The sequence below is a fragment of the Hymenobacter sp. 15J16-1T3B genome (genome assembly GCF_020711235.1).
GTDB lineage: Bacteria > Bacteroidota > Bacteroidia > Cytophagales > Hymenobacteraceae > Solirubrum.
On sequence record NZ_JAJFAV010000012.1, the window covers coordinates 133,527 to 157,178 of the forward strand.

The window sequence follows — 23,652 nt, forward strand, 5'->3', positions numbered from 1 at the left end:
GGCGGGCACTGAAGGAAAGGAGGCAAGCCCGTTACTCGGCCGTGGGGGCGGCACCGGCGGCAAAGCGCAGGCCGGCTTGGGTTTGGGCGTACTTGGCTTGCAGCTCGGCCAGCTTGAGGCGGGCGGTGAGCAGGTAAGACTCGCGGGAATTGAGCAGAAATACGCTGCTTTCCCCGTTTTCAAAGCGGATTTGCTCCCCGTCGCGCAGGCGTTGGGAGTTTAGCACCACCTGCTCCTGGGCTTGCAGCTGCTGGGCCAGGGCCTGCTGGTCGTTGGCGGTAGTGCGCACGGCGGTGGCTACCTCGCGGCTGGCTTGGTCGAGGCCGAGGGTGGCTTCCTGGATTTTGAGGCGGTTGAGCTGCAGCTTGCTGCGCTCCTGGCGCAGCAGCAGCGGGTAGGCAAAGCTCACGCCCATCTTGTAGTTGTTCTGGTAGAGCGGGGCCGGGCCGTAGCCGGTTTCGGGATGGTAGGGGCGGCCGGTGAGCAGCACGTTGTAGTCGACCGAGAGCTTGGGCAGCAGCTTGTTTTGGTAAAGGCGGCGCTCCACGTCGAGGGCTTCGAGCTTGGCGCGGGTTTTCAGCAGCTCCGGGTGCTGCTGGCGGGCCTGCTCCACCAGCTGCTCCAGCGCGGCCGGGGCGGGCGTAGCGGTCCAGGCCGCGGCGGGCGGCAGCGGCTGGGGCAGTACCGTGACGGGCAGCTCGCGGGGGCGCAGCTCGGCGTCCCAGAGGTAGGTGCTGAGCACGAGGGTGGCGTTTTGCCACTCTACTTCGCCCTGCACCAGCTGGGCGCGGCGGTTTTGCAGCTCCGTGAGGGCCTCCACCGAGTCGATGGCGGCCAGGTCGCCGAGGCGCACCCGCTCGCGCACGGCGCGGTAGCGCACGTCGGCCAGCTCCAGGTTGCCGCGCATCAGCTGGCGGCGCTGGTGGGCCAGCGTCCAGTTCCAATAATCCTTGGTAGCGGCGAGCAGCAGCTTGTTGAGGGCGGCGCGGCGCTCGGCTTCGGCCAAGCCCTGCAGAGCCTGGGCCTGGCGCACGGCGGCGCGGCGCTCGTCGATAAGCAGGCCCTGGGCCAGGGGCAGGGACAGACCCACGTAGGTCAGGCCGGCGCCGGGCGTGGCGGTTTGCTCGCTCACGCGCGGGCCCACGTTGCGCTCATAGCCCAGCTTCACGTCGGGGCCGTACCAGGTGGGCACGCGCAGGGTGTTGTCCCAGAGGTTCCAGTAGTCCTTGCCGCCGAATTCCTTGCGGTAAAACTTGCTTTCGGCCATCGGGTCGAGCAGGCCGCGGGCCAGGCGCACTTCCTGGCGGGCGCGCTCGGGCTGCAGGGCGGCCTGCCGGGCCACCGGGTGGTTTTCGCCGACCATGGTCAGCAGGTCGGCCAGCGTGAAGGCTTCGTTTTGCGCGGGCGCCGCAGCAACCGGGGCCTGCGCCGGGAGGGAAGAGGATGCGCCGGCGGATTGGGCCGACGGGGCGACTGAGGGATTGAGCGGGAGTTGGGCCGCGGCGGAGAAGGTATGCAGCCACAGGGCCAGCGCCGGCGCGGCAAAGCGGCGAAACGGCCGCGGCAGGCTTAGCGAGTGGGTCATAAGTCGGTTTCGTCGGAGGAGCTGTAGTCAGCTTTCTTGTCGGATTTGGCGTTGTCCTTGCCGCCTTTTTCGGCGCCGAGGTAGTTGGGCGGGAAGCCGTTGAGCTGGCGCCACAGCTCGTACCAGATGGGCACGTCGTTGAGCAGGGCCCAGCCGTACACGCCCGAGCCCACGCGCAGCGGCTGCGGCCAGGGCTCCTCGTCGGGGTCGGGCGTCACCAGAATGCGGTAGCGGCCCTGCGAGTCGAGGTTGTCGATGACGGCCACGCGCCCGGCGAAGGTGCCGAAGGAGGTCCCGGGCCAGCCGGAGAAGACCAGCGCGGGCCAGCCGTCGAACTGCAGGCGCACTTTGCGGCCCACCGAGAGCAGCGGAATGTCCATGGGCTGCACGTACAGCTCGGCTGCCAGCTGGGGCTTGTTGGGCATCACCGTCACCAACGCCTCGCCCTCCTTGATGACCTCGCCGATACCGGCCTTGAGGGCGCGCACCACGTAGCCGTCCTGCGGGGCCGTGATGCGGTAGAAGCCCGAGCGGATGCTCAGGTTGGCGTACTCGTTGCGCATCTTCGAAATCTGCCCCTCGGTGTCGAACTGGTAAGCCAGCGTCGAGCGGCGGTCCGATTCCGACTTGGCCAGCTTATCCTGGTACTCGGCTTCCAAGGACGACAGCTCCAGGCGGGCGTTGATCAGCTCCTGACGCGAGGCGCCGAGCTTGTTTTCCACCGCCTGCCGCTTGGCCGTCGACTCCTGAAACTTCAGGCGGCGCTGCTCCAGCTCGGTCAGCGACTTGAGGCCTTGCTGGTAGAGCTTTTCCTGGCGCTCCAACTGCTGACGGGCAATGTCGAAGTCGTTGTTGGCGGCGCGCAGCTCGGCCTCGTCGCTGTTCACTTTCAGGCGCGTTTGCTCCACCTTGTTGCGGGCTTTGTCCAGGCTCACGCGCAGGGACGTGCGCAGGGCGGCCTGCTGGCTTTCCAGGGCGCGGCCCTTGGCCACGTTTTCGCGCAGGGAGGCCTGTTTGGCGTCTAGCTGCTCCTGGGTGCGGGTCAGCAGCTCCGGGTCGAAGTACTTGTCCTTGATTTCGGCAATGTCCACCAGCGTGTCGCCCTTGCGCACGAGCTGACCTTCCTGCACCCGCCAGCGCTGAATGCGGCCGGCAATGGTGCTGGGCACGGTTTGGGGCCGGTCCTGGGGGCGCAGGGTGGTCAAGGAACCCGTGGAGCGGATGTTTTGCGTCCAGGGCAGAAAACCGGCCAGCAAAATCAGCAGGCCCAGCCCGCCGCACCAGCGGGCCAGCACCCGGCCGGTGCGCGGGGTCTGCACCTGCTCAAACGAGCGAAACTGAGCCGCCTCGGGGTGGTCGGCCGGTATGGGATGTTCGGCAAAAGGTGCCATTTCTAGTCAATCAGTGATTTGGTGAATGAGCGAACGAGTGAGGAGCCAGTGAACGAGGGCCGCGGGTGGGCTACTTCACGCGTTTACCGGGTCACTCAGTCGCTATTGCGCCAGCAGTTCGCGCAGCTCCGGCTGCTGCGACACGGATTCGTAGGGGCCATCGGCCACGAGCTGCCCGTTGCGCAGCAGGGCGGTGCGCGGGCACAGAGCCAGGGCGCGCGGGTCGTTGGCAGCCAGGATGAGCGTCCAGGGCTGCTCGGGGCTCACCAGGCGCTGCAGGATGCGCAGGCGTTCGGCCGGCTCCACGCCGGGCAGGAAGTGGTCGAGCAGCAACAGGCGGGGGCGGCGCACCAGGGCCCGGGCCAGCAGCAGCTTCTGGCGTACGTGGTCGGGCAGGGCCGTGCCGATGCCGATGGGCGTGGCCAAGCCCTGCGGGCGGGCGTACACGTCGTCGCGCAGGCCCACCAGCTCCAGGGCCCAGGTCACGTCCTGCGGGCTGACGTCGGGCTGGTCGAGGGTAAGGTTGTCGAGCAGGGTGCCCGAGAAAAGGTGCTGGTGGGAGAGGTTTTCGCCCAGCACGGCCGAGAGCGTGCCCGCCGCCAGGTCGCGCAGCGAAACGCCGTCGTAGGCCACCTGCCCGGTGTAGTCGTCGAGCAGGCCGGCCAGCACCCGCAGCAGGGAGGTTTTGCCGGAGCCGTCGTAGCCGGCCAGGCCCAGGTGCTCCCCGGGCTTGAGGTGCAGCGTGACGCCGGTGAGCACCGTGCGGCTGCCGCCGGGGTATTGGTAGCGCACGTCGCGCAGGGCCACGGCCAGGCCCTGATCCGAGGGCGGCAGGGCCAGGCCCGCGCCGTGCTGCTCGGGGGCCACCGGCAGATCGAGCACCGAGCCGATTTTGTCGAGCGAGGTCAGCGCGTCGTAGAACACGTCGAGCTTGATCAAGACCTTCTCCACCGCGTTGATGGTGAGGATGATGATGATTTCGGAGGCCACGAACTGCCCGATGTTGATTTGCTTCTCAATCAGCAGCCAGCAGCCGATGATGAGCAGCCCGGCCGTGACGAGCGTCTTGAACGCTACGAAGCCGAAGTATTGGGTGAGCAGCACCCGGAAGTGCCCGCGGCGGGCGCCCAGGTAGCCCTGCACCAGCTCGTCGGTGCGGCCGAGCACGAGGCGGTGGCGCGGGGCCAGGCGGAAGGTGTGCACCGTGCGGGCCACGTCTTCCAGCCAGGCCACCACCCGGTACTTGTATTTGGATTCGGTCAGGGAGGTTTCGAGCCCCCGCCGCCCCGTCACGCGCAGCAGCAGGGCCAGCGCGGCCACCAGCAGCAGGCCGAAGGCAATGAAGATGGGGTGATAGAAGGAGAGCAGCAGCAGCCCGAACAGGATCTGCAGCCCGGCGGCCGACACCTCCAGCAGCAGCGTGGCCAGGCCTTTTTGCAAGGTGGGCGTGTCGAGCAGGCGGTTCACCAGTTCCGGCAGGTACTGCCCATTCAGCGCCTCGGTGCGCACCCGCGGCAGGCGCACGGCAAAGCCGAAGGCCACCCGCGCGAACAGGCGCTGCTGAATAAACTCCACCAGGTACACCTGCATCACCTGCAGCGCGCCCACCAGCAGGGTGCCGAGCACAATGAAGCCGATGAGGACGATGAGCGAGGTGCTCACCGCCCCGCTGGAAATGAAGCCGATAACCGACTGCACGCCCAGCGGCAAGGACAGGGCAATGAGGCCGGTGAGGGAAGCGTAAACGTAGAGGTAAATGATGTCGCGGCGCTCGGTGCCGAGCAGGCGCCAAAGACGCTGTATCGGGGTGAGGGCACCAGCAGCAGGGGTGTCGGCCATAGTTGCAACAGAGTGGGCAGATGGTAAGGGCGGCGCGGTGGGCTACCCTGGCAGGACCACGCCCGCGTCGGGCGGAAAGGAAGAAGCGGCCAGGCGGCGCGCTTCATCTTTTCACACTCATTCTGCCACAAAGGGAATAGTGCAAGCTTAAGACCGCGTTAAAGCCAACTTAAATGTTGATTAAAAACGCAACCGGCCGGCGGGTGCCTTCAGCGGCGCAACGCGGCAAAAGCCAGGTGTTCCAGGTAGGGCAGAATGGTTTCGTCCGGGGCCGGCGCAAGAGCGTCGGTCAGCGAGGGCAGGTGCTGGGCAAAAAACAGCTGCTTGCGTGCCGCTTCGAGCAGGGTGCTGACCAAGGCGCGCGGGTAGGGGTAGTCGGGGTTGAGTTCCTGCACCACCTGCACGATGTCGGCGGCCAGGTGCTTGTACTCGCGGTAAAATCCCTCGCGGTTCACCGCGTCCACCTCCTTGGTCAGGTAGGTTTTGGAGGCCTCGGCCACCACGATGCGGTACAGGGCAGCTTCGTCGAGCTCGGTGGTGGCGGGCAGGTCGCGGTGGGCGTGGGTGATGACGCCCAGAATCAGGCGCAGGCGCTGGGCCGGGTCGGCCACGTTATGGGTGTGAAAGCTAATCTGGAAGCGCAGCCAGGCCCAGTGCCACGACACGAGGTAGACCAGCAGGCGGTGCTTGTTTTCGAAGTAGCGGTACAGCGAGGCCTCGGTGGAGCCGATCTGCTGGGCCAGCTTCTTGAAGGTGAACTGCTCGAAGCCCGTTTCGTCGATCAGGCGCACACTTTCGGCAATGATTTTACGGCCGAGGTCGGTTTCCTGCGGGTCGCGCAGGTACAGCTTCTCGTTTAGTTCGGGGCGAATGGTGCTTAGCATGCGAAAAAGGCGAATCGGGGAGGAACCGGGCGGCCGGTCCGGCCGCCCGCAGACGCAAGGTATACGAGGGGGCCGGCTCCGGGCGCTGCCTCCGGTTCTCGTTTGCTCCCGTTCGCGGACCGTTCGCCCCCGCCGCCCGGCGGCGGGGGCGAAGGGGGCTACTCGCCCTGGCCCAGCGAGAAACCGCGTTGCCCGTCGAAGAGGTAGAGGTTCTCGGTCTTGACGATGTGCAGGCCGGCGGCGGTGAGCTGCAGCTGCAGCTGCAGCGCGTCGGCGAAGAACACGGGGTGGTAGCCGGCGCCGATGGTGGGCAGCTCCCCGGTGGCCACGAAGCGGCAACGCCAGTGGTCGGTGCAGTAGGTTTCGGGCTGGCCCTGGGGGTATACCTTCACCCCGCGGTTGGTAATGAGCTTGAGCTGCAGCGCGCCCTGGGCGGCGGCCAGCGCCTCGAGCTTGGCCCCGAGCTCGTCGGGCATGCCCGCGTCCCAGCGCAAGAACACGTCGATGCCCACCAGTTCCTGCCGGGCTTGGGGGCGCGGCGTCGGGTGCGGGGCGGGGGCGTCGGTGGGCGCGGCCGGCACCTGCGCGGCGGCTAGCTCGCCGGGCTCCAGGCCGAGGCGGGCAATGATGGCGTCGGCGAAGGCGGCGGTGCTCACCCGCTCGCGGCTGTGGCCGGGGCGGAAAATGTCGGCCGGGTGCAGGCCGTCTTCCAAGGTGTGCAGCCAGGCATTCTGAATGTTGGCGGCCACCGCGTGCTGGCCCAGGTGCTGCAGCATCAGCACGGCCGCCTGCAGCATGCCCGAGGGGTTGGCCACGCCCTGGCCGGCAATGTCGGGCGCAGAGCCGTGAATAGCTTCGAACATGGCGCTTTCGCGGCCGATGTTGGCCGAGCCCGCTAGGCCCACCGAGCCGGTCAGCTCGGCCACTACGTCGGAAATGATGTCGCCGTAGAGGTTCAGCGTCACCACCACGTCGTAGCGGGCGGGCTGGGTGGCCAGCCGCGCCGTCCCGATGTCGATGATTTGGTGCTCTTGCTCCATGTCGGGGTACTCGCGGCCGATTTCGTCGAACACGCGGTGAAACAGCCCGTCGGTGAGCTTCATGATGTTGTCCTTGGTCATGCACGTGACCTTGCGACGCCCGTGCCGGCGGGCGTACTCAAAGGCGTAGCGCACGATTCGCTCGCAGCCGGTGCGGGTGATGAGCTTGAGGCACTGCACCACATCGGGCGTGTGCTGGTGCTCGATGCCGGCGTACAGGTCCTCCTCGTTTTCGCGAATGATGACCACGTCGAGCTTGGGGTGCAGCGTCGCCACGGCCGGGTGCAGGGAGCGGCAGGGACGCACGTTGGCGTACAGGCCCAGCGTCTTGCGCAAGGTCACGTTCAGCGACTTGTAGCCGCCGCCCTGGGGCGTGGTGATGGGGCCTTTGAGCAGCACCCGGGTGCGGTGCAGCGAATCCCAGGCCTCCGGGGCAATGCCGGCCGTGTGCCCGGCGCGGTACACCTGCTCGCCGACTTCGATAAACTCCGGCTGCACGGGCGCCCCGGCGGCTTCTAAGATGCGCAGCACCTGCGCCGTGATTTCCGGCCCGATGCCGTCGCCGGCGGCCACGGTAACGGGGATGAGCGTGGAGGAGGAAGAGCGGGGCTGCTGGCCCGTGGTGGATTGGGGAACAAGGAGTTCAGCCATGTTTTTGGGGAATTGGGTTGCGCAAATGTATAAACGCTTTCTTGAATAATAGTTTTACTATCACAATTAAAAGTGAATAAACTCACCTATTTCGACCCGGCTTTGGGCTGAGGCCAACTACGTACCTTTGCCCTTCGGGCTTGCGTATGCGCTCCGAGCAGTTCTCCCGTTGACCTCTTTTCCCCTATGCGGTCCTTTCTCGCGTGCTTTGTTGCGTTGTCGTTAGGGCAGGCCGCCCCGGGCTTTGCCCAGCAGCCTGTTCCGGCCAAATCCACTCCCGCTAAAGCTGCGCCCGCCAAACCCGCAGCCAAGCCCGGCGCTGCCGCGGTGCCCGCCGGCAAAACGCCCGCCGCGCCCGCTAAGCCCGGCGCAGCCACCCCAACCGCCAAACCGGCTGCGGGCACCGCCGCCAAACCCGCCGGTACTACAACGACTACCAAACCCGCCCCCGGCACCAGCCCCACGGCCAAGCCCGGCACCACGGCTGCGCCCGTCGCGGCCCCAGCCGCTGCCAAGCCCGCGCCCAAGCCGGCCCTGCCGCTGCCCGCCAACCTCGGCTCCCAGGACCCGAATACGCGCTACCGCAACGGCAAAACCCTCATCGACCAGGGCCGCTACGACTTGGCGCTGGAGGAGCTGCTGCCCCTGACCACGCCCGGAGCCAAGTTTGCCAAGGCCCCGGAAGCGGCCTACCTCTACGCCGTGGCCGCCAGCCGCGGCCGGCGCTGGGCCGAGGCCGAGCAGATGCTCAACCTGCTGCGCACCGAGTACCCGCAGTGGCCGGGCCTAAGCGAGGCGTATTTTCTGCAGGGCCAAGTGTCGTTCGAGCAGGGCGACACCGACAACGCCCTGCAGGTGCTGGGTCAGATTCCGCCGACCCAGCTGCGCGCCCAACGCACGGCCATGAAGGCCGCCTACTTGGCCCGGGTGCGCGACAAGGCCCTGTGGCAAAACTTGGTGCGCCGCTACCCGCAAGACACCACCTTGGCCCGCGCTTACGCCGAGCAGCTGGTGTTCGGCGGCCTCTACACCGACGCCGACCGCCCGCAGCTCGACCAACTGGTGCAGCAGTACGGCCTCGACCGCACGCGCTACACCCCGCGCCCCCGGCCCCAGAAGAAAAGCAGCTACAACGTGGCCGTGCTCCTGCCCTTCGAGTTCGACGACCCGAGCTGGGAAACGCGCCGCCGCCTGCAGTTCGTCACGGACCTCTACGCCGGCATGAAGCTGGCCCAGGATTCGTTGCAGCGCGAGGGGCACTTCGTAAACCTCTACGCCTACGACACCGGCGCCGACACCCTGCAGCTCAAGCAGCTGCTGCAACAGCCCGAGCTGGCCAGCATGGACCTCATCATCGGGCCGGTGTACAAGACCGGCGCCAAGATTCTGGCCCGCTACGCCCAGCAAAACCAGATTGTGGCGGTAAACCCCTTGTCGCAGGACGGCTCGCTGGTGCAGGACAACGCCTGGTACTACCTCTACGAGCCGAGCACCGCCACGCAGGGCCGCGTGGCCGCCGAGTACGCCTACCGCACCTTTAATAATAGCCGCCCAGCGGTGGTGTTCTACGAAGACACCCGCGACGACGCGGCCTTCGCCGAAGCCTATAAAAAGGCCTACGAAGCCCTGGGCGGCAAAGTATCGGCCCTGCGCCGCATCGACTCCGACAACGCCGAAAGCCTCAACGCCGGCTTCGGCGGCCTCGATCTGAAAAGCGCCGGCCACCTCGTCGTGGCCTCCGACCACCGCAAGGCCGGGCCCTTCGCCCTCGGCGTGATGCAAAGTCAGGCGCTGACCATGCCGCTGATTACCTACGCCTCCTGGCAGGAAAACCCCAGCATCAGCCTGGGCCAGCTCGACCGCCGCGACATCCACTTCCTGCAGCCCAAGTACCTCGACCCGACCATGCCGGGCGTGCGCCGCTTCCGCCAGCTTTACACCCAGCAGCAGAACATTCCGCCTTCGGTGTTTGCCGCCTCGGGCTTCGAATTGCTCTACTACTTCGGCAGCCAGCTGCACCAAAACGGCCCCGCCTTCCAGCAGCCGCTGGCCAATTCTGGCCCAGTGTCGGCGCCGCTGTTCCAGGGTATCGGCTACCCTCAGCAGGCCCACGACAACCAGTACGTGCCCATTACTAAGCTGGAGCGCCTGGAAATCGAGGTGCAAAACCCGGTGGGCATCCGCTAGCCGTTGGCCGAGCCGCCGCAGGCAACTGTAGCGCCGCCGCCCGGCGTGAGTGGCCGTGGTGCACGTCGCTGCCTGCAACACGGAGCGCGGAGGTGGTATTGCTAAGAAAAATAGTAGCTAAATGGTTTGGCTAATACTGCGGTTGCTCTATATTGTGGAGCCTTAGTGTATACCACAACTCCTTCACTCAAAAGGAAATGCAAGAGCCTAACGACGCAGCACTACCCAATTCATTAACTGAGAAGTTACCGCCTAAGGTGACTGGGATTGGCGGGATTTTCTTTTTCTCAGCCAACCCTCAGGAAACCAGGCAGTGGTACGCCCAACACTTGGGGTTTGACGTGAACGAGTGGGGCAGCACCTTTGAATCCAGGAACCTGGAGCGCCCCGACGAAATCAACTCCCTGCAGTGGAGCCCTTTCCAGCAAGGCAGTGACTATTTCGCGCCTTCCCAGAAAGAATTTATGATCAACTACCGCGTCCAGAACATCGAAGCACTGGTGGGCCAGCTCCGGGCCAGCGGCGTCACCATCCTCGACAGCATCGAGAGCTTCGACTACGGCAAGTTCGTGCACATCATGGACGCCGATGGCAACAAAATCGAGCTGTGGGAGCCTAGCTAGTTAGGAAGGCAGCAGTGGGGTTCTGCCGCCGGTGGGAAGGGTTGGAGCCTGCATCAGTTCAGTGGCGCATTAGTATCCGTTGCCCAGTCTTGCTTCCTGAAAAGCAGCCCGCGCCTCACCAGCGCGGGCTTTTTTATGAACTGTGGAAAAGGCAGGTTGCGGAGGTTGTTTAAACTGTTTCTAAACAAGCCTTGGCCTGCGGTTAACTGGGGCGTACCTTTGCGCGACTTTTCGCAGAACCCAGATTGCCGCGCATGCTTTTGATTTCTCACCACCGCCTGTTGCTTACGCTGAGCGGGCTGCTGCTTTCCTTCTCCCTGCTGGCCCAAACCACCGGCACCATCCGCGGCACCGTGCGCGACGCCAAGGGCGGGCTCCTGCCCGGCGCCACCGTCCGCCTGCTGCAGACGACGGCCGCCTCCGCCGCGGGGGCCGACGGCTCCTACCAGTTGGAAAACGTGCCGGCGGGTAGCTACACCCTGGAAGCGTCGTTTATCGGTAAGAAGGCCGGGCAGCAGCGCGTGGACGTAGCGGCCGGTGCCACTGCCACCGCGGACGTGCAGTTGCAGGCGGGGGAAGACGAAGGCCGCCAGCTCGCAGAAGTCATCGTGTCGGCCAGCCGGCGGGCCGAGCCCATCCGGGAAACGCCGGTGTCGGCCACCATTCTAAACGCGCGCGAGGTGCAGCTGCAGGCCGCGGCCACGCCCAACAACCTGGCCGCCGTGGTGGGCAACGCCGTGCCCGGCCTGGGCCTGACCACCAACCAGACCGGCAACGTGGGCCAGACCCTGCGCGGGCGCAACGTGCTGGTGCTCATCGACGGCATCCCGCAGAGCACCCCGCTGCGCGCCGGCGGCCGCGACATCCGCAGCATCGACGCGACGGTGATTGAGCGGGTGGAAGTCATCAAGGGTGCCACGGCCATTTTCGGCAACGGCGCCGACGGCGGCCTGATCAACTACATCACCAAGCGCCCGGTGACGGGCGTGAAGTTCGGCGGCCTGAGCACGGTGGGCGTTAATGGCAACATCGCCCACGCCAAGAATAGCGTGGGCTACCGCGCCACCCAGCAGTTTTACGGCAAGCCCGGGCGCTTCGACTACGTGGCCAGCGGCACCTTCGACCAGACCGGCGTGTACCGGGACGCCCGCGGCGCGGTCATTTCGCCGCGCTACGGCCTGGGCGAGACCAAGACCTACAACGGCTTTGCCAAGCTGGGCTACGACCTCAACGACAAGAACCGCGTGGAGCTGATGTACAACTACTTCAGCTCGCGCCAGAACTCCGACTATCTCACCCTGAACGGCAAGTACGGCCAGTACCCGAGCATCGGGGTGAAGGGCGAGCGGCCGGGCGTGGACGAGGGCACCCGCCACAACCACAACGCCTACCTGACTTACCGTGGCCGCGAGGTGCTGCCGCTGGCCACCAGCGTGGAGCTGACCGGCTACTGGCAGGATTTCCGCACCATATACGACGCCGAGCCGAGCTTTTTTGAGAACGGCGGGCAGTCGGAAATCAACTCCGACAAGCAGGGCCTGCGCCTGAACCTGAACACCCCGCTGCTCACCCAGGACCGCTTCAGCGCCGAGCTGACCTACGGCCTGGACCTGCTCGGCGACGAAACCACCCAGAACCTGACCGACGGCCGCCTCTGGACGCCGCGCATGCAGATGCAGAACCTGGCGCCCTACGCCCAGCTGCGCGCCACCTTGTTCGAGCATTTCGTGCTGAAGGGCGGCGCCCGGCGCGAAAACATCCGCGTGAAAGTGCCCGACTACACCACCATTCGCACGCTCAGCGGTACCACGTACGTGGGCGGGGTGGCCGTGCAGGGCGGCACGCTCAAGTACAACACCACTGTGTACAACGCCGGCCTGCGCTACGCCCGGTACAAGTGGCTGAACCCCTTCGTGAGCTACTCCGAGGGCTTTTCGCTCTACGAATTGGGCCGCACCCTGCGCACGGCCAAGGCCAATACCCTGTCTTTGCTCGAAACCGAACCCATCGTGGTGCGCAACTACGAGGCCGGCGCCAGCTCCGAGCTGGGTCCGCTGACCCTGAGCGGGGTGTACTTCGTGAGCAAATCCGACCTCGGCGCCAACCTCGTCGACCAAGGCAACGGCATCTTGGTGCCGCAGCGCGCCCCCGAGCGGGTGTGGGGCTACGAGCTGACGGCGGACCTCGTGGCTTTGAAAAACCTGACCGTAGGTGGCTCGTGGAGCTGGGTAGAGGGCCGCGCCACGCTCACCAGCACCGCCGGCGGGGTCGAAACCAAGTCGAAGGTGTGGCTAAACGGCAACCGTATTGCCCCGCCCAAGGCCACGGCCTACCTGCGCTACCAGCCCTGGGAGGCGCTGTCGGTGGCCCTGAACTACGTGTACTCCGGCACCCGCACGCGCTTCGTCTCGAACGCGGCCGGCGCCTACGCCTCGGGCGAGGGCCCGGTGCACAGCTTCGGCCTGCTGAACCTGACCTCCTCGTACCGCTTCTCGTCCAAACTCAGCTTGACGCTGGGCGTGGAAAACGTGCTGAACAACACTTACTACGCCCCGCTGGCGCAGTTTACGGGCACGGCCGCCAACTACACCCGTGGCAACGGCGCCCGGTTTAATCTCACCGCCGGCTACTCGTTCTAGCCCGGGCCGCCAACGCCGGCACGCGCCGCGGCACTCCGCGTGACGGTCTTGTAACTTTTCCGCCGCTGCCTGACTCGGCTTGTTCCGCTTTCGCCCCGCGCCCATGAACCTCAAGCGCCGCCTGTTTACGCTGCATTCCTGGCTGGGCCTCTGCGGCGGCCTGGGCCTGCTGGTGATTTTCCTGACTGGCTCCCTAATGGTGTTTCGGGAGGAACTGAGTGAGCGGCTGCACCCCGAGCTGTTCCGGGTGGGCGTGGCCAAGGCGGACCCGGCCTACGACCTGCTCTACCGCCAGGCCCGCGCCGCCGAGCCCGCGGCGCAGTTCTACTCCTTCCGCCGCCTGCCGCAAGCCGCCGACGAGTCGCTGGAAATCCGCATCAACGAGCGGGGCGAAGCCGGCCGGCTGTTTGTCAATCCCTACGACGGCCGGGTGCTGGGCAAGCGGTTTGCTTCCTTCACCGACCAGCTCATCGTGCTGCACTCCACGTTCTTTCTCAAAGAGCTGGGCAAGCTGCTGTCGGTGTTCTGCGGCTTGGCCTTGCTGGGCTCGGTCGTGACGGGCTTCATCGTCTACCGCCGTCACCTGCTCGGCGCGCTGCTGTTTCGCACGGGCATCCGCTGGCAAAACTGGCGTACCGCGTCCTCGGGTCTGCACCGGGTGCTGGGCTCCTGGGCCCTGGTGTTCAATCTGGTGCTGGCGGCCAGCGGCTTCTGGATGAGCTTCGACGCCTTCAACCTGCAAAAGCTGCTGCAGGACGAGCGGGACAAAAAGGAAAAAGCCCTGCCCGAAGTGCAGGCCAACCTCGACGCGCTGATGGCCGCGGCGCAACGCCTGGAGCCCGGCTTGCAGGTCACCCGCATCAACTTTCCGCGCAAGCCCGACGCGCCGGTGGTGGTAATGGGCCGCGCGCAGGGCAGCAGCTGGCTGTGGGGCAGCGCGGCCAGCAAGTTTGAGTTCAGCAACGTGCCCGGCCCGCCGCAGCTGAAAAAAGCCTTCCGCGAGCGGGACCTGGGCCCGGCCCAGCGCCTCGACTTTGTCCTGCGCACCCTGCACTTCGGCCAGTACGGTGGCCTGGGCGTCAAAATCCTCTACTCGCTGCTGGCCCTGAGCAGCGCCGTGCTCAGCCTCACCGGCTACCTGCTCTGGTGGCGGCGCCGGCGCCACGCCGGGCGGCGCCTGGTCCGCAGCAGGAGGGTAGCAGCATAGATTAACAGTAGGAGAGACGCAAGCGGTCCAGCGGCGCCTGAACAAGTTAATTCCCTCTCCACGGCCCCGCGGAAATTCTGGTGCAGCGCAGCTAATTATGGAGTGATGCACCTAGAGAAGGAGCATAGCTTTTCTCCTGCAGTCATTGCGTGCAACGCGAAGCAATCTTTCCCCTCGCGGCACAAGGCGACAATACCCACAAACCCAAAACAGCACCGCCCGAAACTACAGCCGGTAGTTTCGGGCGGTGCTGTTTTGGTTTTTACCAGTTATCGGGGCGGTGTTAGTAGAGGAAGGGTTGCCGCGCTTCGCTCACCATGACGGTCAGTGAACCGCCGCGCTCCTTGCTCTCGCAACCCCGACTGCGGGGCCTTATTCCCATTCAATCGTCGCCGGCGGCTTCGAGGAAATGTCGTAGACCACGCGGTTGATGCCGCGCACCTGGTTGATGATGCGGTTCGACACGTCGGCCAGAAACTCGTAGGGCAGGTGGGCCCAGTCGGCCGTCATGCCGTCGACGCTGGTGACGGCGCGCAGGGCCACCACTTGCTCGTAGGTCCGCTCGTCGCCCATCACGCCCACGCTGTGAATGGGCAGCAGGATGGCGCCGGCCTGCCACACCTTCTCGTAGAGGCCGGTCTGGTGCAGCGCGTCGATGAACACCGCATCGGCGGCTTGCAGCAGGCGCACTTTCTCGGGCGTGATGTCGCCCAGGATGCGGATGCCCAGGCCGGGGCCGGGGAAGGGGTGCCGGTGCAGGATGTGGTGCGGCAGCCCGAGGGTTTCGCCTACTTCGCGCACCTCGTCCTTGAAGAGCATGCGCAGCGGCTCCACCACCTTCAGGTTCATCTGCTCGGGCAGGCCGCCCACGTTGTGGTGGCTCTTGATGGTCACCGCCGGGCCCTTTACCGATACCGACTCGATGACGTCGGGGTAGATGGTGCCCTGAGCCAGCCACCGGGCGCCTTCCACTTTGTGCGCCTCGCGGTCGAACACCTCGATAAAGGTGCGGCCGATGGCCTTGCGCTTCTGCTCGGGGTCGGAGAGGCCCTTGAGCGCGGCGTAGAATTCCTCCGACGCGTCCACGCCCGTCACGTTCAGGCCCAGGCCTTGGTAGGAGTGGAGCACGCTCTCAAACTCTTCCTTGCGCAGCAGCCCGTTGTTGACGAAAATGCCGTGCAGGCGCGGCCCAATAGCGCGGTGCAGCAGCAAGGCCGCCACCGACGAATCGACGCCGCCCGAGAGGCCCAGAATCACCTGGTCGTCGGGCCCGATGGTGCGCTGCAGCGCGGCCACCGAGGAGTCCACGTAGTGCTCGGGCGTCCAGTCCTGGGCGCACTGGCAGATGTCGACCACGAAGTTGCGCAGCAGCTGCTTGCCCTGCGTCGAGTGGGTGACTTCGGGGTGAAACTGAATGCCGTAGGTGGGCTGCCCCTGAATGTGGTAAGCGGCCACGTCGACCTCCGGGGTGCTGGCAATGATGTCGTAGCCGGCCGGCAGGGTCTTAATCGTGTCGCCGTGCGACATCCACACCTGCGAGTCCAGGCTCAGGCCCTGCATCAGCGGGGAGCCTTGGTCGATGTGGTGCAGGCGGGCGCGGCCGTACTCGCGGATGGTGGCCGGCAGCACCTCGCCGCCGCCCTGCTGGGCCAGCAGCTGGGCCCCGTAGCACACGCCGAGCACCGGCACGCGGCCCAGGTACTTGCTCAGGTCGGGGTTGGGTGCCTCCGGGTCGCGCACCGAGCACGGACTACCTGAAAGCACAACGCCCCGGATATCCTCAGTGAGGTCCGGGGCGTGCGTGAAGGGGTGGATTTCGCAGAACACGTTCAATTCGCGGATGCGCCGCGCAATCAGCTGTGTGTACTGCGACCCGAAATCAAGGATCAGAATCTGTTGAGGCATGGGCAAAGGTAGGGCCGCAAACCCTTGCCATCCAAGTTCGGGGCGGCGGCGAGGCAAGCAAAGGCCGGCGTGGGCCGGCGGGGCAGGGGCGAAGTTGGATGCGAAAAAGACCCGGCTTGATTATTCGGGCAAGGCGCCGAAAACGCGGAAATCGGCTTGCATTGAATAGGCGGAATTCGCTTTCTTACACCACGTTCCGAAATTCTGCCCTCCTCTTACCGCGTGCAAAAACTTTTACTTCTTCTCCTCCTGACGGCCGGCGCCGCCCAGGCCCAGTCACTCGATTTGTTGCCGCCCGGCGGAGCGGCCGTGCCCCCGCCGCCCCCGGCCGTAGCCCCCGCCCCGGCCGCGGGGCCCCGCCCGGCCTGGCAGGGCGGCCTGCTCATGGGCCACGATTTGTTTCGCGTCACCAACCAGCGCCCGGCCTTTTCGGTGGGCCAGTACCGCGTGGTACCCCGCATGACCACGCCTGCCCCCGGCTTCCGCATCGGGTTCTGGGCGCGCTACAATTTCGGTCCCGGCCGCCGCTGGCTGCTGCAGCCCGAGGCCTCGTACTCGCGCAGCCAAAGCTGGCACCGCGTCACCAACACCGCTGCCGCTGCCACCGCCCCCGGCACCCCGTCGGGTACCGACTTCAGCGCCATGTCGACCAGCCAGGACTGGCAGCGGCTCAACTTAGCCCTGCCCGTGGGCTACCGCCTCACCCCGCGCCTGCTGGTGCTCGGCGGCCCGGTGCTGGCCCGGCGCATTCCCACCGGCTACGAGCGGCTCGACCAAGGCTACGCGCTGCGTATCGTGGAAAGCATCAACCACAGCATGCGCCGCAACGGCCTGGCCTGGCAGGCCGGCGTGGGCTACGAGCTGGGCCGCGTGCTGCTCACCGCCCGCTACGAGCGCAGCCTGTTGCACGTGGCCCGCGACATCGAGCTCGACGGGCAGCGCTACGCCTTCCGGCATTTCGCCAGCCAAGTCAGCTTCGGGGCAGCCCTGCGCGTGGCACCGCTGCGCTGAGCGCGGTTTTTTCGCGGCGCGGAGTGCTTCTAAACCAGCTCGTTTCGTGGGCTGGCAGCGCTTCCGACGCAGTTTTTTGCGGCAATTCGGCGCCGGAGCTTGTTTCGGGCCGAATTGCCGTTGTATCTTTGCACCGGCGAATCAGTACGACCAGCTCCCGCTGAACTCCCCCAGGACCGGAAGGTAGCAAGGGCAGGCGGTTGTAGCGGTGCGATACTGGTTCGCTTTTTTTTTGCCCCGCCAGCAGCAGTTGGCCTCGCCGTCCGCCGCCTATCGGGCGCGTTTTCGATGCGGCTGCGGCCACAAAATCCACGCAGTCCGTCGAATCCGTCGAATCCGTGGTTAGTTTTGGGCCAGCATTTTCTTTTTAAGCGTTTCCCCGATGAAGTTTTTCATTGACACCGCCAACCTGAAGGACATTCAGGAAGCCGTGGAGCTTGGTGTGCTCGACGGCGTAACCACCAACCCCTCGCTGATGGCCAAGGAAGGCATCGGCGGCGTGGACAACGTGATGGCCCACTACAAGCGCATCTGCGAGCTGGTGGACGGCGACGTGTCGGCGGAGGTTATCGGCACCACCTACGAGGACATCATCCGCGAAGGCGAGGAGCTGGCCGAATTGCACCCCAACATCGTGGTGAAAGTGCCCATGATCCGCGACGGCGTGAAGGCCATCAAGTACTTCTCGGAGAAAGGCATCAAGACCAACTGCACGCTGATTTTCTCGGCCGGGCAGGCCCTGCTGGCCGCCAAAGCCGGCGCTACCTACGTGTCGCCCTTCGTCGGCCGCCTCGACGACATCGGCCACGACGGCATTCAGCTCATCGAGCAGATCGTGCAGATTTTCGGCAATTACGGCTACCCCACGCAGGTACTGGCCGCCTCGCTGCGCCACGTGCCGCACCTGATTCAGTGCGCCGAAGTGGGCGCCGACGTGGTGACCTGCCCGCTCAACGTCATCACCGGCCTGCTCAACCACCCGCTGACCGACAAAGGCCTGGCCACCTTCCTGGCCGACCACAAGAAGGTCAACGGCTAATGTGCCGATGCGGTAATGTGCCGACGTGCTAATCAAAAGGATGCTCCTTGTTGGCACATTCGCTAATTAGCACATCAGCACATTCCCCCACATTAGCACATGAACTAAGATGTACATCATCAAAGTCAAAGGCAAGGCGAAGATTCCGGACTATATCCAGCTCCGCGACAGTGACTTCGTGCTCATTGCCTACTTCCGCGCCGACCGCCCGCTGAAGGATTTGCACCGCTACGGGCTGGAGGGCAAGGAAGCCGAGCTGGCCGCCGTCATCGAGCAGCTCGAGTTCGGCAAGCTGCAGCCCTTGGCCATCTAAGCCGACTGGTTTTTCGGGTATCCTGGGTGTCGGGCCGTGCGCCGGGCGCCCAGGATACTTATTTTAGCGCCCAGCATCCCCGCCGTTTCGCCCGCAAGCCCCGCATGGAAAACCCGCCCGTTATTGAGTTGCGCGATGCGCGCATCATGCAGGACTTTCACACCGTGCTGCAAGGCGTGTCGCTGACCCTGGCCAAGGGCGAGTTTGCCTACCTGGTGGGGCGCACCGGCTCGGGCAAAACATCTTTGCTCAAGACGCTCTACGCCGATTTGACGCTGCCCGAAGGCATGGGCACGGTGGTGGGGTACCCCCTGCAGAAGCTGGCCGCGGCCAAGGTGCCCTACCTGCGCCGCAAGCTGGGCATCGTGTTTCAGGATTTTCAGCTGCTCTACGACCGGAGCGTGGCCCAGAACCTGCTGTTTGTGCTGCAGGCGACGGGCTGGCAGGACCGGGCCAAGATGAAGCAGCGCGTGCAGGACGTGCTCATGCGCGTGGGGCTGAGCAGCGTGGGCACCAAGATGCCGCACCAGCTCTCGGGCGGCGAGCAGCAACGCGTGGTCATTGCCCGCGCCCTGCTCAACGAGCCCGTGCTGCTGCTCGCCGACGAGCCCACCGGCAACCTCGACCCGGACGTGACAGACGGCATCATGCGCCTGTTCCTGGAAATCAACAACGCGGGCACGGCTGTGCTCATGGCCACCCACAACTACGACCTGATTCACCGCTACCCCAAGCGCGTGTTCCGCTGCGCCGACGGGAAAGTGGCGGTGATTGACGCCGAGGAATTGAAGGTGAAGAATTGGGAAGGGTAGGAGCTGCACCGCTAGTTACAAGCCGAAGGCAGCCGTTGGCCTGTCATGCCACCCGGCTGATTTCTAATTATTAATCCTCAAGTGTTACTTGAAATCCGCGGGCCTTTCGGTACTGATTCCGTTGCATAACTGGCCCGTGGAAGGCTTGGTGCGCGCCCTGCTGGCTCAGCTGCCCGACTGGCCCGGCCCCGCCGAAATCCTGCTGCTCGACGACGGCTCGGCCCCGGAATTTCGGCAGCGTAACCGGCCGCTGGGCGCGCTGCCCGGGGTGCAGTACGACGAGCTGCCGCGCAACGTGGGCCGCGCCGCCATTCGCAACCAGCTGGTGGCCCGGGCGGAGTACCCCTGGCTGCTGCTGCTCGACAACGACTCCTCGCTGCCCGACGCGCAGTTTGTGGCCCGCTACGCGGCTGCCGCTGCCCAGGCGCCGGTGCTGGTGGGCGGCACCTGCTACCCCGCCGCCCCGCCCGCCGACGCCGCCCTGCGCCTGCGCTGGCACTACGGCCGGCAGCGGGAGCAGCGCCCGGCCGCGGTGCGGCAGCAGCAGCCCTACGCCCAGCTCACCATCAACAACCTGCTGATTCAAGCGGCGGTGTTTCGCCAATTCGGCCTCGACGAAGGGCTGACCCGCTACGGGCACGAGGATACCAAGTTCGGCTGGGGCCTGCGCGACGCCCGCGTGCCGGTGCTGCACCTCGACAACCCCGTGCTGCACGACGGTCTGGAACCGGCCGATGCCTTCCTGCGCAAGTCGCGGGAGGCGGTGCGCAACCTGGCTTCCTTGTACCGCGCCGAAGGCCTCGGCACCGACACGCGGCTGTTGGCCACGGCGCTGCGGCTGCGCCGCCTGGGCATGGCCGGCACTGCCCGCCAAGCGTTGCGGGCCTTGGAGCCGCAGCTGCGGCGGCAGGTGCTCGGGCCGGCCCCCGGCCTGCGCGCCTTCGATCTGCTGAAGCTACTCTGGCTGCTGGCGGAGCTGCGCTAGGGCGCGGCTGCTTCAGCGCTGGTGTATCGGCATCCCCCCAACAAAAAGCCCCGCCGATGGGGCGGGGCTTTTGCCAAATGCGGGAGTGAGCCGCAAACATGGTGAGGGCGGGCTGCTTAGTCGTTGTCGGTGTTTTTGACCTCCGACTTCACTTCCTTGTAGCCTTCCTTGGTTTTCTCGCCGACTTTCTTGGCGACGTGGCCGATGCCATGGCCCACGTCCTTGCCGGCTTCTTTCACGTCGTTAGCGGTGTTTGAGGCCGCCTGGCCGACTTTCGACCGTTCGTCGCGGGTTTCTACCTCGGCTTGTTGAGCTTCGCCCTTCACGTCGGCGGCGGCTTGCTCGGCGCGCACGGCCGTCTTGTTGGCCGATTTGATGCCGGCGTATTTCAGTTTCTCTTTCTGAATTTCCGCCAGATCCTTGGCCGGAATGTCGCCTTTCACCTTGTCGTAAGCTTCATCCAGGGCGCGCCATTCGGCATTCACGTAGCGCCAGTCTTCGATGTCGTACTTGTCGCCGTTCTGCTTGACGTTGTTGACAAACGACTCGTAGGTCTGGCGGGCATTGGCAGCCGTAATCTGGGCGGCCGGGTTCATGGGCGTGTAGTACTTGCCGGGCTTGGTGGGCATGGCCGCGCTGCCCGAGGCGCCACCGGCGCTCATGCTGGCCGAATAGGCGGCGTTGCGCTTGTCATAGGCGGTGGTGTAACGCGTCTTGAGCTGCTCGTATTCCTGCTTGCGGGCCTCGTCCCAGTTGCTCATGTCGGCTTCGGCGGCGGCCACTTTGGCGTCGTATTCGTCCTTGAGCTGCTTGGTTTCTTCGTCCCATTCGGCCTGGGTTTTGTTGCCCACGGCGTCGGCGTTGGTTTCGGTGTTGGCCACGAAGGTTTTGAAGTCGTCGTAGGCTTGGTCAGTTTCGGCCGCGGCTTCCTGGCGGTCGGCGCGGTTGCAGCTGGCGGTGGTGAAAGCCATGCCGCCGCCGAGCAGCAGCAGGGCAAGGGCGTGGGTGGTCAGGGTCTTCTTAAGCATGGTCGTAGCTAGGTTACGGTGTGGGGAAGGATGCGCCCGCAGTTGCGGCGGCGGGCGTTTGGGCCGCATTAACGCAGCCGTTACATAGCAGGTTACGCATGGAAGCGGCGAAAGGATAAGCACGAGCGTACGGGCCGGCGGCCGCGCCGCGCGGGTCGGCTATCTTTAGCGCCCCGCGCCGGGTGGCGCGGGTTTATCTGCTCCCCGGTTGTGACGCCTGCTTTGTTGCCCCTTGCCCCGCCCGCGCCCATTCGCCTTCTCGACCTGCCCGCCCAGCACGCCGCCATCCAAGCCGAACTCGATGCGGCCCTGCACCGCGTGCTGCAGGAAGGCGCCTTCATCCAAGGGCCCGACGTGCAGCTTTTCGCCGACGAGCTGGGCCAGTACCTCGGCGGGGCCCGCGTGGTGCCCTGCGCCAACGGCACCGACGCGCTGCAGCTGGCCCTGATGAGCCTGGGCCTGGCCCCCGGCGACGAAGTCATCGTGCCGGCGTTTACCTACGTGGCCACCGCCGAGGCCGCCGCCATCCTCGGCCTGCGCCCCGTGCCCGCCGACGTCGACCCGCGCACCTTCAACCTCGACCCGGCCGCCGCCGCGGCCGCCATCACGCCGCGCACCCGCGCCATGCTGTGCGTACACCTCTACGGGCAGTGCGCCGACCTCACTGCCCTGCGCCAACTGGCCGATGCCCACGGCCTAGCTTTGATCGAAGACAACGCCCAGGCCATCGGGGCTACCTGGCAGCTGCCCGACGGCACCGCGGCCTACGCCGGCACGGTGGGGGAGGTGGGCACCACCTCGTTTTTCCCTTCCAAGAACCTGGGCTGCCTGGGCGACGGCGGCGCCCTGCTCACCCGCGACGAGGCCCGGGCCACCGTGCTGTACGAACTGGCCAACCACGGCCAAGCCCGCGGACGCAAGTACGTGCACCAGCGCCTGGGCCTCAACTCCCGCCTCGATACCCTGCAAGCCGCCCTGCTGCGGGTGAAGCTGACCCGGCTGGCCGAGTGGACCGCCGCCCGCCAGCGCGTGGCCGCCCAGTACGACGCCCTGCTGGCCGACGTGCCCGGCTTGCTAGTACCGCTGCGCCAGCCCGGCAGCACCCACGTGTTTCACCAGTACACCCTCACGCTCAACTCGGAAGCCCGCCGTGACGCGCTGCAGCAGCACCTGCAGCGGCACGGCATTCCGTCGGTGGTGTACTACCCGGTGCCGGTGCACCGGCAGCCGGCCTACGAGTACTTGGGCTACCAGGCTGGGCAGTTTTCGGTGGCCGAGCAGCTGTGCCGCACGGTGTTGTCGCTGCCCATTCACCCGGGGCTGACCGCTGCGCAGGTGGAGTACGTGGCCGCCGTGGTTCGAATGGAGAACTGGTAGGAGGTGTGCGCACCCCGGACTAAGGGCAAGGGCTCTAGCTCCGCAATTCACCCCGCGCCGCGCGGCTGGCACCGTTTTTTCTAGGCGGCCGTACAAGCCACCATCGTTTTTTGCTCCGACCATGACCCGTTTCCTTCTGACCCTAGCCGCCTCCGCCCTGGCCGTAGCCGGGCTGACGGCTGCGGCCGTGCACCAACCCGCTGCATCCGCCGTCCCCGCGCAGGGCTTCAATATCTTTTCCGTCGACCAAGACGTGGCCCTGGGCGCCCAGGTGGCGCACCAGACCGACTCCATGTACCAGGCCAAGGGCCAGCTGATGGCGCGCAGCAGCAACGCCCGCGCCTACCAGCTGCTCGACGGCGTGGTGAAGCGCGTGCTCGACAACGGCAACCTGAAGTACCGCAGCAAGTTTCCCTGGGACGTGAAGCTCATCAAGGACGACCAGACGCAAAACGCCTTTGCCACGCCTGGCGGCCACATTTACGTCTTCACGGGCTTGGTGAAGTTCCTCGACAACGAAAGCCAGCTGGCTGGCGTGCTCGGCCACGAAATTGCCCACGCCGACCGCCGCCACAGCACCCAGCTGCTGCAGCGCCAGTACGGAGTCGGCATTCTGGCCAGCATGATCTTGGGCAAAAACCAGGGCCTGACGGCGCAGATTGCCAATGGTCTGGCCGGGCTGGGCTCCTTGAAGTTCAGCCGCACCTTCGAGCAGGAAGCCGACAAGTACTCCACCGTGTACCTCAACGGCACCCGCTACTACGCCTGCGACGGCGCCGCCGGCTTCTTCATCAAGGCCGAAAAGCAGGGCAATGCCAACCCGCCGGAGTTCCTGAGTACCCACCCCAACCCCGGCTCCCGCATCCAGGCTATTCAGAACAACGCCCGCTCGTTGGGCTGCACCGGTCGCTCGGTGAACAACAGCAACTTCGAGGAGTTGAAGCGCCTGCTGTAGTGGTGGCGCGCTTGGCGCCAGTCCCCAAGTTCGCACGTGCCAACAAGGCGCCGCCGCTCCCGGATAAGGGAGCGGCGGCGCCTTGTTGGGCAAATAGAAGCAGGTGGACTGCAAGGTATTTTGCCAAGGGGAAAAAATACCTTGCAAGGGCCATCAGTGCTCTTGTAAGGTATTTATCAAG

At 65.8% G+C, this 23,652-nt stretch carries 18 protein-coding genes and 1 other RNA gene; 12 read left to right on the plus strand and 7 right to left on the minus strand.

Annotation, left to right across the window (positions count from 1 at the left end):
• Window positions 1–31: 31 nt before the first annotated feature.
• The 5 genes from LJ737_RS19145 to LJ737_RS19165 form a co-directional block, all read right to left on the minus strand.
• Window positions 32–1,585, minus strand: coding sequence for a TolC family protein (locus LJ737_RS19145; protein ID WP_227768360.1), 1,554 nt, complete (start codon window positions 1,583–1,585; stop codon window positions 32–34).
• Window positions 1,582–2,976 carry an HlyD family secretion protein gene (locus tag LJ737_RS19150; protein WP_227768361.1) on the minus strand — a complete coding sequence of 465 codons (1,395 nt, stop codon included), beginning with the start codon at window positions 2,974–2,976 and terminating at the stop codon, window positions 1,582–1,584. The genes LJ737_RS19145 and LJ737_RS19150 overlap by 4 nt, the downstream gene beginning before the upstream one ends.
• A 102-nt stretch (window positions 2,977–3,078) precedes the next feature.
• Window positions 3,079–4,815 (minus strand): peptidase domain-containing ABC transporter, encoded by a 1,737-nt coding sequence (locus LJ737_RS19155; RefSeq protein ID WP_227768362.1) that lies wholly within the window; start codon window positions 4,813–4,815, stop codon window positions 3,079–3,081.
• A gap of 209 nt (window positions 4,816–5,024) precedes the next feature.
• On the minus strand, window positions 5,025–5,699 hold the full coding sequence (locus LJ737_RS19160; protein WP_227768363.1) for a TetR/AcrR family transcriptional regulator: 675 nt from the start codon (window positions 5,697–5,699) through the stop codon (window positions 5,025–5,027).
• A 158-nt stretch (window positions 5,700–5,857) separates the two neighbouring features.
• The gene (locus LJ737_RS19165) at window positions 5,858–7,390 is read right to left on the minus strand and encodes an NADP-dependent isocitrate dehydrogenase (protein WP_227768364.1); all 1,533 of its coding nucleotides are present in this window, start codon (window positions 7,388–7,390) and stop codon (window positions 5,858–5,860) included.
• A 186-nt stretch (window positions 7,391–7,576) separates the two neighbouring features.
• Here LJ737_RS19165 and LJ737_RS19170 point away from each other — a divergent pair, with 186 nt between their 5' ends.
• The 4 genes from LJ737_RS19170 (at window position 7,577) to LJ737_RS19185 (ending at window position 14,046) form a co-directional block, all read left to right on the plus strand.
• Window positions 7,577–9,577: an ABC transporter substrate-binding protein gene (locus tag LJ737_RS19170; RefSeq protein ID WP_227768365.1), complete on the plus strand. Its 2,001-nt coding sequence runs from the start codon at window positions 7,577–7,579 to the stop codon at window positions 9,575–9,577.
• 197 nt (window positions 9,578–9,774) lie between these two features.
• Window positions 9,775–10,200, plus strand: coding sequence for a VOC family protein (locus LJ737_RS19175; protein ID WP_227768366.1), 426 nt, complete (start codon window positions 9,775–9,777; stop codon window positions 10,198–10,200).
• Between the two features lie 254 nt (window positions 10,201–10,454).
• Window positions 10,455–12,839 carry a TonB-dependent receptor gene (locus LJ737_RS19180; RefSeq protein ID WP_227768367.1) on the plus strand — a complete coding sequence of 795 codons (2,385 nt, stop codon included), beginning with the start codon at window positions 10,455–10,457 and terminating at the stop codon, window positions 12,837–12,839.
• Between the two features lie 103 nt (window positions 12,840–12,942).
• Entirely contained in the window at window positions 12,943–14,046 is a 1,104-nt protein-coding gene (locus LJ737_RS19185) for a PepSY-associated TM helix domain-containing protein (protein ID WP_227768368.1), read from the plus strand.
• A 372-nt stretch (window positions 14,047–14,418) separates the two neighbouring features.
• Here the strand turns inward: LJ737_RS19185 and guaA are convergent, their stop codons facing one another.
• Window positions 14,419–15,951 carry a glutamine-hydrolyzing GMP synthase gene (gene guaA / locus LJ737_RS19190; protein WP_227768369.1) on the minus strand — a complete coding sequence of 511 codons (1,533 nt, stop codon included), beginning with the start codon at window positions 15,949–15,951 and terminating at the stop codon, window positions 14,419–14,421.
• 222 nt (window positions 15,952–16,173) lie between these two features.
• Here guaA and LJ737_RS19195 point away from each other — a divergent pair, with 222 nt between their 5' ends.
• From LJ737_RS19195 to LJ737_RS19220, 6 genes are all read left to right on the plus strand, one after another.
• Complete coding sequence (locus tag LJ737_RS19195; RefSeq protein WP_227768370.1) at window positions 16,174–16,962, plus strand: hypothetical protein; 789 nt, start codon at window positions 16,174–16,176, stop codon at window positions 16,960–16,962.
• A gap of 133 nt (window positions 16,963–17,095) precedes the next feature.
• An RNA gene (gene ffs, locus LJ737_RS19200) (signal recognition particle sRNA small type) lies at window positions 17,096–17,193 on the plus strand.
• A 151-nt stretch (window positions 17,194–17,344) separates the two neighbouring features.
• Complete coding sequence (gene fsa, locus LJ737_RS19205) at window positions 17,345–18,001, plus strand: fructose-6-phosphate aldolase (protein WP_227768371.1); 657 nt, start codon at window positions 17,345–17,347, stop codon at window positions 17,999–18,001.
• A gap of 109 nt (window positions 18,002–18,110) precedes the next feature.
• Complete coding sequence (locus tag LJ737_RS19210) at window positions 18,111–18,314, plus strand: fructose-6-phosphate aldolase (protein ID WP_138075090.1); 204 nt, start codon at window positions 18,111–18,113, stop codon at window positions 18,312–18,314.
• Between the two features lie 104 nt (window positions 18,315–18,418).
• Window positions 18,419–19,126, plus strand: coding sequence for a cell division ATP-binding protein FtsE (locus LJ737_RS19215; protein ID WP_227768372.1), 708 nt, complete (start codon window positions 18,419–18,421; stop codon window positions 19,124–19,126).
• An 88-nt stretch (window positions 19,127–19,214) separates the two neighbouring features.
• Window positions 19,215–20,111 carry a glycosyltransferase family 2 protein gene (locus tag LJ737_RS19220; protein WP_262907982.1) on the plus strand — a complete coding sequence of 299 codons (897 nt, stop codon included), beginning with the start codon at window positions 19,215–19,217 and terminating at the stop codon, window positions 20,109–20,111.
• A gap of 116 nt (window positions 20,112–20,227) precedes the next feature.
• On the opposite strand, the gene LJ737_RS19225 is transcribed toward LJ737_RS19220, so the two are convergent.
• Window positions 20,228–21,139 carry a DUF6565 domain-containing protein gene (locus LJ737_RS19225; RefSeq protein ID WP_227768374.1) on the minus strand — a complete coding sequence of 304 codons (912 nt, stop codon included), beginning with the start codon at window positions 21,137–21,139 and terminating at the stop codon, window positions 20,228–20,230.
• A 210-nt stretch (window positions 21,140–21,349) separates the two neighbouring features.
• Here LJ737_RS19225 and LJ737_RS19230 point away from each other — a divergent pair, with 210 nt between their 5' ends.
• Together LJ737_RS19230 and LJ737_RS19235 are read left to right on the plus strand one after the other, a co-directional pair.
• Complete coding sequence (locus LJ737_RS19230) at window positions 21,350–22,516, plus strand: DegT/DnrJ/EryC1/StrS family aminotransferase (protein ID WP_227768375.1); 1,167 nt, start codon at window positions 21,350–21,352, stop codon at window positions 22,514–22,516.
• Window positions 22,517–22,637: 121 nt separating this feature from the next.
• Window positions 22,638–23,471, plus strand: coding sequence for a M48 family metalloprotease (locus LJ737_RS19235; protein ID WP_227768376.1), 834 nt, complete (start codon window positions 22,638–22,640; stop codon window positions 23,469–23,471).
• Window positions 23,472–23,652: the final 181 nt, after the last annotated feature.